At 65.7% G+C, this 11,519-nt stretch carries 11 protein-coding genes and 2 tRNA genes; 8 read left to right on the top strand and 5 right to left on the bottom strand.

The genetic code is table 11. The features are described from left to right. Positions 1 to 129: 129 nt before the first annotated feature. Positions 130 to 582, bottom strand: coding sequence for a globin (locus ACVWY0_RS10915; RefSeq protein ID WP_485836708.1), 453 nt, complete (start codon positions 580 to 582; stop codon positions 130 to 132). 4 nt (positions 583 to 586) lie between these two features. After that, on the bottom strand, positions 587 to 1,279 hold the full coding sequence (locus ACVWY0_RS10910; protein ID WP_485836707.1) for a mechanosensitive ion channel family protein: 693 nt from the start codon (positions 1,277 to 1,279) through the stop codon (positions 587 to 589). Between the two features lie 123 nt (positions 1,280 to 1,402). Between ACVWY0_RS10910 and ACVWY0_RS10905 the strand changes: the two genes are divergently transcribed. Continuing rightward, entirely contained in the window at positions 1,403 to 2,395 is a 993-nt protein-coding gene (locus ACVWY0_RS10905; protein ID WP_485836706.1) for an NAD-dependent epimerase/dehydratase family protein, read from the top strand. A gap of 11 nt (positions 2,396 to 2,406) precedes the next feature. Here the strand turns inward: ACVWY0_RS10905 and ACVWY0_RS10900 are convergent, their stop codons facing one another. Then, the gene (locus ACVWY0_RS10900) at positions 2,407 to 2,880 is read right to left on the bottom strand and encodes an OsmC family protein (protein ID WP_485836705.1); all 474 of its coding nucleotides are present in this window, start codon (positions 2,878 to 2,880) and stop codon (positions 2,407 to 2,409) included. Between the two features lie 9 nt (positions 2,881 to 2,889). After that, positions 2,890 to 5,457 (bottom strand): aminopeptidase N, encoded by a 2,568-nt coding sequence (gene pepN, locus ACVWY0_RS10895; protein WP_485836704.1) that lies wholly within the window; start codon positions 5,455 to 5,457, stop codon positions 2,890 to 2,892. A gap of 110 nt (positions 5,458 to 5,567) precedes the next feature. On the opposite strand from pepN, the gene ACVWY0_RS10890 reads away from it, so the two are divergent. From ACVWY0_RS10890 to ACVWY0_RS10880, 3 genes are all read left to right on the top strand, one after another. Beyond that, complete coding sequence (locus ACVWY0_RS10890) at positions 5,568 to 6,584, top strand: hypothetical protein (RefSeq protein ID WP_485836703.1); 1,017 nt, start codon at positions 5,568 to 5,570, stop codon at positions 6,582 to 6,584. 78 nt (positions 6,585 to 6,662) lie between these two features. Further along, entirely contained in the window at positions 6,663 to 7,157 is a 495-nt protein-coding gene (locus ACVWY0_RS10885; protein ID WP_056340590.1) for a ribose-5-phosphate isomerase, read from the top strand. Next, positions 7,157 to 8,092 carry an Fpg/Nei family DNA glycosylase gene (locus tag ACVWY0_RS10880; protein ID WP_485836702.1) on the top strand — a complete coding sequence of 312 codons (936 nt, stop codon included), beginning with the start codon at positions 7,157 to 7,159 and terminating at the stop codon, positions 8,090 to 8,092. Before ACVWY0_RS10885 ends, ACVWY0_RS10880 begins: the two co-directional genes overlap by 1 nt. Positions 8,093 to 8,148: 56 nt before the next feature. Here the strand turns inward: ACVWY0_RS10880 and ACVWY0_RS10875 are convergent. Beyond that, positions 8,149 to 8,222, bottom strand: a tRNA-Gly gene (locus tag ACVWY0_RS10875). A 148-nt stretch (positions 8,223 to 8,370) separates the two neighbouring features. On the opposite strand from ACVWY0_RS10875, the gene ACVWY0_RS10870 reads away from it, so the two are divergent. The 4 genes from ACVWY0_RS10870 to ACVWY0_RS10855 all read left to right on the top strand — a co-directional run bounded on the left by ACVWY0_RS10870 (position 8,371) and on the right by ACVWY0_RS10855 (position 11,460). Continuing rightward, positions 8,371 to 8,445, top strand: a tRNA-Pro gene (locus ACVWY0_RS10870). 84 nt (positions 8,446 to 8,529) lie between these two features. Next, positions 8,530 to 9,915, top strand: coding sequence for a trigger factor (gene tig / locus ACVWY0_RS10865; protein ID WP_485836701.1), 1,386 nt, complete (start codon positions 8,530 to 8,532; stop codon positions 9,913 to 9,915). Between the two features lie 224 nt (positions 9,916 to 10,139). Beyond that, positions 10,140 to 10,763: an ATP-dependent Clp protease proteolytic subunit gene (locus tag ACVWY0_RS10860; protein ID WP_485836712.1), complete on the top strand. Its 624-nt coding sequence runs from the start codon at positions 10,140 to 10,142 to the stop codon at positions 10,761 to 10,763. A 37-nt stretch (positions 10,764 to 10,800) separates the two neighbouring features. After that, on the top strand, positions 10,801 to 11,460 hold the full coding sequence (locus ACVWY0_RS10855; RefSeq protein ID WP_056340578.1) for an ATP-dependent Clp protease proteolytic subunit: 660 nt from the start codon (positions 10,801 to 10,803) through the stop codon (positions 11,458 to 11,460). Positions 11,461 to 11,519: the final 59 nt, after the last annotated feature.

The following is an 11,519-nucleotide window of genomic DNA, read 5'->3' as shown; positions in this document are numbered from 1 at the left end:
ACCACGGAACACCACCGGCAGCAAGGCCGGGAACTTCGTCACGCCCTCGACTGAAAACTCAGATCAAATCTGAACGACTCCGCTCAACAAAGCCCGCCGGTGGATCGAGGCTAAGGCGTCAGGCCCGCGTCAGGCGTCCGAGGGGCTGTTCACCATGGACAGCGCGGCGCGTTCCATGTAGTCCCAGAGCGTTCCCTCGTACAAGGGTGGCAGTTCCAGGGAATCGACGGCGGTCCGCATGTGGAACAGCCAGCGGTCCTTGGCCTCGGGTGTGACCCGGAACGGTATGTGGCGCATCCGCAGGCGCGGGTGCCCGCGCTCCTCGCCGTACGTGGTGGGGCCGCCCCAGTACTGCTCCAGGAACATCAGGAACCGCCGCTTGGCTGGCTCAAGGTCCTCCTCCGGGTACATCGGGCGCAACAGCGGGTCAGTGGCGACGCCGTCGTAAAAGACATCGATCAGCTTGACGAACGTCCCGTGTCCGCCCACGGCATCGTAGAAGTTGTCCGTGTAGCCAGGCTGGCTGAAGGGATCGTTCTGCAAGAGCTGGCGTGGCTGCTGCGGCTCGGCGGGTATGGTCATGGTTCTATTCTCCGGCCTTTTGCTCGGTCTTTTTCGCCTCGGTGGCGGGCGCACTCAGGGCAGTGTCCGGCCCGGCGACCGGCACGTCCGGCACCGGCACGTAGTTGCCCTGCGAACGGTTGCCGACGCGAAGGATCTCGCCATTGCGCAGGTACCAGATGGCGCCGTCCTCTGAGCGGACCCGGGTGATGCGCAGACCCATGGACTCGACCACGCCCACCACTTCGCTGGTTTCGATGACGTCCCCGATCCCATACTGGTCCTCGATGGTGATGAAGATGCCGGCGAGGAAGTCACGGATCAGCTGCTGGGCGCCAAAACCGATGGCGATACCCAGGATTCCCACGCTGGTCAGCAGCGGGGCGATGTTGATGTCCAGGTTCTGCAGCACATACATGGTGGTGATCACGGCCACCAGAACTCCCACGATGCTGTTGAGCAGGGAACCGATGGTTTCCGCCCGCTGCACGCGGCGCTCGTGATCCAAGGCCCGCAAGGCGGGGGCAACCCACTTGAAGTGCGGTTTCTTGAAGAAATTGGTACCCGACGCCACTCGCTTGCTGATCCGGGAAATTACAAAGGTGGCCACCAGCCATATCGCGATTCCGACGCCAAGGCTGATCACAATGCCCGTGACGCTGACGCCGTTGGGCTGCGAGGTGAGAGGCGGGGGTGTAATCGACATCGTGCTGAACATAGAGGCAAAACTCCTTGGGGGGGGTCGCCGGCGGCGGCCGGGGGATGACGTCGGCCCATGCACAGGTTCGCCCGCGGCATAAGGCTCTATTCTCTTTCAACCCTAGCGCCGTAGCGTGGCCCCATGCGCATCCTCATTCTCGGCGGAACCGCCTTTCTCTCGTCTGAAATCGCCCGGCAGGCCGTTTCCGCAGGTCACAGGGTCACCTGCCTGGCCCGCGGATCGGCAACCGAACCGCCAGACGGTGTCCAGTGGGTAAAAGCGGACCGTTCACTCGGCGCGAACAGCTACGCACAGGTGGCAGGGGACTGGGACGCGGTCATTGACGTGGCCCGCGATCCTGTCCCGGCCGAGGAGGCGCTGTCCGCCCTGGCCCAACGGACCAACCACTGGACGTTTGTGTCCAGCTGCTCCGTCTATGCAGACCCTTCGACGCCGGGGGCTGCTGAGGACGCCGCGCTCCTTTCCCCCTTGCCGGCCGGCACGGAATCCACGCCCGAGAACTATGGCGAATCCAAGTCAGCGATTGAACAGGCAACCCTGGAAGCCGCAGGGCACAGGGCGCACCTCTGCCGCGCCGGCCTGATCGGCGGCCCCGGCGACGGAACGGACCGGTACGGCTACTGGCCCGCAAGGTTCGCAAGGGACAACGGCCCTGCCGTGGTCCCGGCCATCGCCGGCCACGCCACGCAGGTCATTGATGTCCGGGACCTCGCGGCCTGGGTCCTCGATGCTGCGCAGCGCGGGGTGACCGGGCCGCTGAACGCAGTGGGGGACCAGGTGCCCTTCGGCCAGTACATCGAGGAGGCCAAAACAGTGGCCGGGCACCAAGGCGAGGTCTTCAACGCACCGGAGGATTGGCTCCTGGAACACGGGATCGACTATTGGGCCGGACCTGACTCCCTCCCACTGTGGCTGCCGCCCGGCCACGAGGGGTTCTGCAACCGCAGCAACCACGCCGCCAGGGCCGCCGGGTTGGCCATAAGACCCTGGCAGGAAACGCTGGCGGCCACACTGGAGGACGAACGCCGCCGCGGCCTGGACCGCCCCCGCAAGGCAGGGCTCACGCCCGCCACCGAAGCACGGCTCGCTGAGGAGCTTGTTCGAAGCCGCTGAGTCCCGCCCTCTCAGGCCACCATGGTCACGGGTGAATGATGCACGGGGAAGTTGACGCTCCGGGCGATGAAACAGACCGCGTTGGCTTCGCGGTGAAGCTGTTCCGCAAGATCCACGTGCGCCGCGTCCGCCACGGTCACCCGCGGGTTCAGCGTGACGGACTCGAACTGGCCGCTGCCGTCGCGGTTCAGCCGCATCACACCGGTGGCGTCGTCCTGATAGTCGGTCACCACCACGCCGTGCTTCACCGCCACGTGCAGGAACGACAGCATGTGGCACTGCGCCAGCGCCGCCAGGAGCAGCTGCTCCGGGTTGTAGCGGTCACGGTCCCCATGGAACGTCGGATCGGCGGAACCGGGCAGGACCGGCAGCCCGGGGATCCGGATGTCGTGGTCCCGTGAGTAGCCCCGGTACGACGACGTGCCGTTACCCAGGTTGCCGGTCCACTGCACCGTCAGGGAATAGTGGTGCTCGCCCAGGCCCACGGCGCCAGCCTAGGCTTCGCCAGGCAGCACGTCGGCCGCGCGTGCCCGCAGGGCCCGGGCCACGCCGTCCCGGTTTTCCAGCATCATGCGGCGCAGGGCGCCGCTGTCGGCCGGAAGACCGGCGAGGAAAGCATCCGTCCGGTCCACCGTTGCCTGCGTGGTCAGCAGTGCCGGGTAAAGCCCGACGACGATCTGCTGGGCGAGTGCGTGCGTGCGGTCCGCCACGATCCCGGGGACAGCCTCGAAGTACTTTTCCGCGTACGGTTCCAGCAGCGAACGGTCCAGCACCCGCATAAAGCCTGAGACCGCTGATCCCTGGAGCGCATTGGAGAGTTCTCCCGTGACCACGACCGAGTCCCAGGCGGCGGCCTTGGCTTCGGCCGTGGGGATGGCCGCCGTGGCCAGGGCCGCAGCGTTTTGTCCGCTCGCGGTGTTGTCGCGTTCCAGTTCGGCGTTAATGTCTTCGGTGCCCAGGCGCCCGCCGGCCACCAGGGACGCCAGCAGCTCCCAGCGGAGGTCCTGGTCCACGGCCAGCCGCTCCAGGGTGGCCGTGCCGTCCAGGAGCCCGGCGACGGTGTCCAGCTGGCCCGGGCTGCCGGCCAACAGGGCAAACGACTTCACAAACTGCAGCTGCGCGTCGGACCCGCCAAGTGCCGCGCTGGCCAGGTCCCAGAGCGTGTCCACGGCGGCAACCGTTGTGGCCTCGCGGTGCTCCTCGGCCACATAGAAGTTCAGCGTGGTGGCCAGCTGGCGCAGCTGGACCAGGATCACCGAAGAATCCGATTCCGCGGCCACGTTGGCCAGGATCAGCTCCACATACCGGCGCGCCGGGGACTCGCCATCGCGGGCGGCGTCCCAGGCGGAGTTCCACACCAGGGTGCGCGGCAGGCTCTCGCTGAAGTCCTTCAAGTGCGCCGTTGCCGTGGCGAGGGACTTCTCGTCCAGCCGGACCTTGGCGTAGGCGAGGTCGTCGTCGTTGACCAGGATCAGGTCAGGCTGCACCAGGCCGGCCAGCTCCGGGACCTCGGTGCGCTCGCCGTCGACGTCGAGCTCCTCGCGGTGCACGCGCTCCAGCTTGCCTGCGCTGTTCAGGTTGTAGAACCCGACGGCGAGCCGGTGCGGACGGATGGTGGGCCACTCCTCGACGGCGGACTGCACGATGGTGAAGGACGTCAACGTCCCGGAGCCGTCCACGGAGAGTTCCGGCCTGAGCGTATTGACGCCGGCGGTTTCCAGCCAGAGGCGGCCCCACTGGTCCAGGTCGCGGCCGCTGGCCTTCTCCAGCTCCACCATGAGGTCGCTCAGCTCGGTGTTCTGCCAGGCGTGCTTCGCGAAATACTCCCGGACCCCGGCCATGAACTGCTCCGGCCCGACCCAGGCCACCAGCTGGCGCAGGACTGAGGCGCCCTTGGCGTAGGTGATGCCGTCGAAGTTGACCTCCACGTCCTGCAGATCGCTGATGTCGGCGAAGATCGGGTGCGTCGTGGGTAGCTGGTCCTGGCGGTAGGCCCAGGACTTCTCGACCGAGGCGAAGGTGGTCCACGCGCTCGTGAAGGACGTGTTTTCCACGGCCGCGAGGTGCGACATGTATTCGGCGAAGGATTCGTTGAGCCAGAGGTCGTTCCACCAGCGCATGGTCACCAGGTCGCCGAACCACATGTGCGCGAGTTCGTGCAGCACGGTGATGGCCCGGCGCTCGATCTGAGCCCCGGTAACCTTGCTCCGGAAAACGTAGCCTTCGAGGATGGTCACCGCGCCGGCATTCTCCATGGCGCCCGCGTTGAACTCGGGCACAAACAGCTGGTCGTACTTCTCGAACGGGTACGGGAAGCCGAACTGCGCCTCGAAGAATTCGAAGCCCTGGCGGGTCAGCTCAAAGATGTTGTCCGCGTCGAGGTACTGCATCAGGGACTTCCGGGCAAAAACTCCAAGCGGGATCACACGGCCGTCGGAACTGGCCACTTCGCTGCGGACCGACTGGTACGGGCCGGCGATCAGGGCGGTGACATAGGAGGACAGCCTCGGTGTGGGGGTGAACCTCCAGACCGAGCGTGCGCCGCCGTCGTCCCCTGGTGTGGCCTCCACCGGGGCGGGGGTGGGGGAGTTGGAGATGACATCCCAGTGCGAGGGCGCGGTGACCGTGAACCTGAAGGTGCCCTTGAGGTCGGGCTGCTCAAACACCGCAAACATCCGGCGCGAATCGGGAACCTCGAACTGCGTGTACAGGTACACCTCGTTGTCCACCGGATCCACAAAGCGGTGCAGCCCTTCACCGGTGTTCATGTACGGCGCGTCGGCCACCACCGTGAGCTCGTTGGCCTCGGCCAGGTCCGGCAACTGGATCCGGATACCGTCGGACACTGCCGCAGGGTCGAGGGCGCGCCCGTTGAGCGTGACGCTGTGCACGGTGTGGGTGACGGCATCGATGAACGTGGTGGAACCCGGCACTGCCGTGAACTTCACCGTGGTGGTGGTCCCGAAGACCTTCCCGCCCCTGGTCAGGTCGAGGATGACATCGTAGGAGTCAACGTTGATGAGTGCGGCACGCTCGCGGGCTTCGGCGCGAGTCAGGTTCATACCTGGCAAGTGGGGCCTCCAGAAGGGGTTGCGGTTGCCGGCGGGCGGTGGCCTGCACCGGCACAGTGAAGTCATTCTGTCACGGCCTCCGGCGGGAGTAGCGTTAATGCATGGGAAAGTTCCGGGATTCGGTGGATACCAAGGCACTGCGCTTCGTGGTGGGCTTTCCCGTGGTCCTGGCGGCGGCTTTTGTGTTCTGCGCCTTTTTGCTGCGGCCCGATCTTCCGGACCCCGTAGCGGTCAGCTGGACGGCCGACGGCGGCGCCTCCTTTGCCCCGTTCGGCGCCTATGCGGGCGGCGGCGCGCTGCTTATCATCGCCTCAGGCTGGCTGGTGATGTTCCAGGCGGCACCGCTGTCCCGGCCCGCTGTGATGCGCCGGATCATGATGGGGACGGGACTGTTCCTGAGCCTGTTCATCACCAGTGTCCTGGCGGCCGGGCTGGTGGGGCAGGCCGGCCTCGCGGACGCCCGGGAGTCCCGGGTGGATCTCACGGTTCTCGCATTGGGCAGCGGGGCGGCGTTGTCGCTGGGTGTCATCATGGGCTTCGTGTTCAAGGCCGACCGCCAGTGGTCGCTTGACGATGACCGGGCCCTGGAGCGGGCCCTCGCCCGCGAGCTTGACCCGGAGCTTGCGGGGGACACGTTCCGGATGTGGGTGCACGCCCGCAGCTCGGTCTTTGTGATGATCGCGGTGGCAAGCCTGTTCCCGGCCGCGCTGATCGCTGTGGCGCTGCCCTGGCTCGGGGCCCTGGTGGCTGCCCTCGCTGTGGTGGCCGCTGCTTTCCTCTGCGCCCGCGTCAAGGCGGATCGCCGCGGCCTGCGTGTCCTGGTGGCCGGAGTGCTGCCGGTCATGGATGTGCCGGCGGCCGCGATCTCCACCGCAAATGCCGCGGATGTCCGCGCCGCCGACTACGGCGGGTGGGGCTACCGCAACCACAGCGGCACCGCCGCGATGCTGGTCAGCAGCGGGCCCGCCGTCGTCGTGCATCAAACCGACGGGCGCAACCTTGCGGTCAGCGGCGGCAGCCCGGCATCCGCGGCCCGGCTGGCGGAAGTCCTGACCCGGGTGGCTGCCAGGGCGCACGGGGGCACTTCGGGCGAACGCGCGCCGGAGTCTGAGTCCTAGTAACCTTGTCCCTGATGATCTGACCCTGGCCTGAACCAGCACTGCTGGCCCCCGGCGCCGAAACGAACGGATACTGCTGTGACTTCTTCCCCTGCCTTCCCGCGGGTACACATCGCCACCGACCACGCAGGCATGGAACTCAGCGCCCACCTGGTCAGCCACCTCACGGCCAAGGGCTACGACGTGGTGGACCACGGCCCCAAGGAATACGACGCCCTGGACGATTACCCGTCCTTCTGCATCAACGCAGCGCTCGCCGTCGTCGCTGACCAGCAGGCAGGAATCCACGCCCTGGGCATCGTCCTGGGCGGCTCGGGCAACGGCGAACAGATCGCAGCCAACAAGGTCAAGGGGGTCCGCGCAGCCCTCGCCTGGAACCACTCCACCGCGACCCTGGCGCGTGAACACAACGACGCCAACGTGGTGGCCGTCGGTGGACGCCAGCACACTGTCGAGGAAGCAACCGAACTCATCGAGGCCTTCCTGGCTGAGCCGTTCAGCAACGACGAACGGCACGTCCGCCGCATCGGCAAGATCGCGGCATACGAATCCACCGGCGAGGTCATCGAGTAGTGCCCGAAGGGCATTCAGTCCGCCGCCTGGCGCAACAGTTCGGGGACGTTTTTACCGGCGAGCCGCTGTCCGTGAGCAGCCCGCAGGGCCGGTTCGTTGCCGGCGCAGCCGTGCTGGACGGCCAGGTCCTGACGGATTCGCGCGCCCACGGCAAGCATCTCTTCCTGCACTTTGACCACGCTGTGGTGCTGCACGTCCACCTGGGGCTCTACGGGGCCTGGGACTTCGGCGGCGACGCGACCTTCAGCGGGGCCTCCAGCATCGGTGCCCCGCGGAAGATCGGGGAGCGCGAGGTTTTCGAGGACCCCGAAATTACCGACGACGCCGGGATGGTTGAGTACGCGGGACCTCCCGAGCCCCGCGGCGCCGTGCGTGTCCGGCTGGTCAGCAGGCATGGCTGGGCGGACCTCCGCGGTGCCACCACTTGCGCGGCCATCACCGAGGCAGAAGCCCGGGCCGTCCTGGCCCGGCTGGGGCCGGATCCGCTGCACAACCATCCCGCGGACAGGACCCGCTTTGTGACGGGCCTTTTGTCCCGCAAGACGTCCATCGCAGCGCTGCTGATGGACCAGAAGGTGATTGCCGGCGTCGGGAATGTCTACCGGGCCGAAGTGCTGTTCCGGCAGCGGCTGGATCCGTGGCTGCCGGGTACTGGACTCTCCAGCGGCGCCGCCGGTCTGTTGTGGGACGACACAGCCGCAGTAATGGCCGACGGCGTCCGCGACGGGCGGATGATCACCACACCGCCGGTGTACTGGGAGCCGGATTACCGGGAGTCCGGTCACGGGGAGTCAGGGGTGGCCTTGCCCTCGGGCGGCGACGCCCACTTTGTGTACAAGCGCGAAGGGCAGCCCTGCCGGGTCTGCGCCGTGCCGGTGGCCATCACCGAAATGGTGGGCCGCAAGCTCTACTGGTGCCCCGGCTGCCAGCAGTAGCCAACCCAAGTCGGCCAAAAAAGCAGGGCCCCTCAGCTGAGGGGCCCTGCTCTATATGGAGGGGACGACGGGAATCGAACCCGCATCATCAGTTTGGAAGACTGAGGCTTTACCACTAAGCTACGTCCCCGGAAAAATACAGATCAGCTGTTGCGTCGGGCTGCACTGCGTTTCTTCGGGCTGGCTGTTGAAGCCGGATACAACTAAACCTAATTCATGCCCCACGTGTCAAATGTGCAAAGAACGCCCGGATGACCGTAGACTTGCCTGTGCACTTACGGGGTGTAGCTCAGCTTGGCTAGAGCACCTGCTTTGGGAGCAGGAAGTCGCAGGTTCAAATCCTGTCACCCCGACTCTGCGGCTCGGGCCGTGCAAGCGGCCCGGGCAAAAAATGCGTTTGCAGAAACCCATCCCACAAACCCAGGAGTACTTAGACCGTGAAGAGCGCTGTCGAGAACCTCACCCCCACGCGGGTCAAGCTCAATGTTGAGGTCCCTTTTGAGGAATTGAAGCCCAGCATCGACGAGGCATACAAGACTGTTGCTTCGCAGATCCAGGTCCCTGGCTTCCGTAAGGGCAAGGTCCCGTCCAAGCTGATCGACCAGCGCGTTGGCCGCGGCTACGTCCTGGAGACGGCCATCAACGAAGGCCTCAATGGCTGGTACCAGGCTGCAGTCCAGGAATCCGGCATCCGCCCCCTGAGCCGTCCCGAGGTTGAGATCACCGAAGTTCCGGACCCCACCTCCACGGACGGGGAACTGAAGTTCCACGCCGAGGTCGATATCCGTCCGGAGATCGAACTCCCGGACTACGCCGGCATCAAGGTCGAGGTAGCCGCAGCGGAATCCTCCGACGAAGACGTTGACAAGACCCTGGACGAACTGCGCGGCCGCTTCGGCACGCTGAAGTCCGTGGACCGCCCGGCCGCCGATGGCGATTTCCTGACCATCGACATCACCGCCACCATCGACGGCGCCGACGTTGATTCCGCGTCCGGCCTGTCCTACCAGGTGGGCACGGAAACCATGCTCGAGGGCCTGGACGAGGCCGTGACCGGCCTCAGCGTTGACGAGGACGCCATCTTCGAAACTACCCTGGTGGGCGGTGACCACGCCGGTGAGTCCGCCCAGGTGAAGGTTGTTGTCAAGGCCGTCAAGGAGCGCGAGCTTCCCGAGGCCGACGACGACTTCGCCCAGCTGGCCTCCGAGTTCGACACCCTTGCCGAACTCCGCGAGGACCTGGCCAAGCAGGCCGCCGACTCCAAGGTTGTTGAGCAGGGCGTAGAGGCCCGCGACAAGGTCCTGGACAAGCTCGTTGAGCTCATTGCGGTTCCGGTTCCGGATTCCGTGGTCGACGAGCAGGTCGATGCCCACTTCAAGGAGGGCAACGGCCACGGTGAAGGCGAACACGACACCGAGGAGCACCGCGAAGAGGTCAAGGCCAACACCGCCCGCGCCTTCCAGAACGAAGTCATCCTTGACGCCATTGCCGAAAAGGAAGAAGTCAACGTCAGCCAGGCTGAGCTGATCGACTACATCGTCAGCGCCGCCAGCCAGTACGGCATGGATCCGAACCAGTTCGCCCAGATCATCGATCAGAGCGGCCAGGTTCCCATGATGGTTTCCGAGGTCCGCCGCCGGAAGGCACTGGCTGTTGTCCTGGGCCAGGCCACCGTGACCGACACCGACGGCAAGACCGTTGACCTCAGCGACTTCGTCCGCCCCGGCGGCGAAGAAGAGGCTCCCGCCGCTGAGGCTGCTGAAGACACCAACGCCGAGACCGAGGCCACCCCGAGTGACGACCCGGCAGCCGTGAAGTTCTAGCACGCCCCTGGCAGTGCGACTGAAGGCAGCCCCCGGACCTACTGGTCCGGGGGCTGCCTTGGTTAATGGGCAGTCGCGGGGATCGTGCGCCGTCAGCGAACAGCGCGATTCCGGCGAACAAATCGGTCATCAAACCGGTTAGTGTCCAAGTAGTGAAGTTCAGTGATGTCACCGTCACCAGCGAGAGGTAAGTACATATGTCACAGCACGCAGAGGCCCCCCGGATGGCGACTGTAGATCCGGCCGCCCAGGACAACTACATCTACAACCGCCTCCTGAAGGAGCGCATCATCTGGCTGGGCTCCGAGGTGCGTGACGACAACGCCAACGCCATCTGCTCGCAGCTGCTGCTCCTGTCCGCCGAGAACCCGGAAAAGGACATCTACCTTTACATCAACTCTCCCGGCGGCTCCGTGACCGCGGGCATGGCCATCTATGACACCATGCAGTTCATCCCGAACGACGTCGTCACCGTCGCCACCGGCCTGGCAGCCTCCATGGGCCAGTTCCTGCTCTCCTCCGGCACCAAGGGCAAGCGCTACGCCACCCCCAACGCCCGCGTCCTGATGCACCAGCCCTCCGGCGGCATCGGCGGCACGGCCTCGGACATTAAGATCCAGGCCGAACTGATCCTGCATATGAAGAAGGTCATGGCCGAACTGACCGCGGATCAGACCGGCCAGTCCGTGGATACCATCCTCAAGGACAACGACCGTGACAAGTGGTTCACCGCGCCTGAAGCCCTCGAATACGGCTTCTTCGACAAGATCGCGGCCCACGCCGGTTCCGTCTCAGGCGGCGGCGGAACCGCCAGCGGTACCTCCGGCGAGTCAGCCTCCGAGAAGTAACCCGGCACTTAGAACACTTAGATCAGGAGCAACAAAAATGACTTACAACTTCGGATCGACTGCCGGTAATCTTCCGACCAGCCGCTACGTCCTTCCCCAGTTCGAAGAGCGCACGCCTTACGGCTTCAAGCGCCAGGACCCCTACACGAAGCTGTTCGAGGACCGCATCATCTTCCTCGGCGTCCAGATCGATGACGCCTCCGCTGATGACGTCATGGCCCAGCTGCTGGTGCTCGAGTCCACCGACCCGGACCGCGACATCACTCTCTACATCAACTCCCCGGGCGGTTCCTTCACGGCCATGACCGCGATCTACGACACCATGACGTACATCCGGCCGGAGATCCAGACCGTCTGCCTCGGCCAGGCCGCCAGCGCCGCCGCCGTGATCCTCGCAGCCGGCACCCCGGGCAAGCGCCTGGCCCTGCCCAACGCCCGTGTCCTGATCCACCAGCCGGCCCTCTCCGGCGGCCAAGGTGGACAGGCCTCGGACCTGGAGATCCAGGCCGCGGAAGTTATGCGGATGCGCGCTTGGCTTGAGGACACGCTGGCGCACCACTCGGGCCGCACCCCGGAGCAGGTCAACAACGACATTGAGCGTGACAAGATCCTGACCGCCGCCGAGGCCCTGGATTACGGCCTCATTGACCAGGTGCTTGATTCCCGCAAGATGAAGCCGCAGGCAATCACCAGGTAGCCAGCCTCTTCGACGGCCGGTGCGGTCCAGTAATTTGGGCCGCACCGGCCTTCGCTTTC

The sequence above is a fragment of the Arthrobacter sp. UYNi723 genome, assembly GCF_054057635.1.
Note: the sequence above shows the minus strand (reverse complement) of the source record. Positions and strands in the feature narration are given on the sequence as shown.

Coding starts and splice junctions, on each gene's coding strand:
- ACVWY0_RS10915 (WP_485836708.1), bottom strand. CDS start 582: ATGACCATACCCGCCGAGCCGCAGCAGCCACGCCAGCTCTTGCAGAAC.
- ACVWY0_RS10910 (WP_485836707.1), bottom strand. CDS start 1,279: ATGTTCAGCACGATGTCGATTACACCCCCGCCTCTCACCTCGCAGCCC.
- ACVWY0_RS10905 (WP_485836706.1), top strand. CDS start 1,403: ATGCGCATCCTCATTCTCGGCGGAACCGCCTTTCTCTCGTCTGAAATC.
- pepN (WP_485836704.1), bottom strand. CDS start 5,457: ATGAACCTGACTCGCGCCGAAGCCCGCGAGCGTGCCGCACTCATCAAC.
- ACVWY0_RS10890 (WP_485836703.1), top strand. CDS start 5,568: ATGGGAAAGTTCCGGGATTCGGTGGATACCAAGGCACTGCGCTTCGTG.
- ACVWY0_RS10860 (WP_485836712.1), top strand. CDS start 10,140: ATGGCGACTGTAGATCCGGCCGCCCAGGACAACTACATCTACAACCGC.
- ACVWY0_RS10855 (WP_056340578.1), top strand. CDS start 10,801: ATGACTTACAACTTCGGATCGACTGCCGGTAATCTTCCGACCAGCCGC.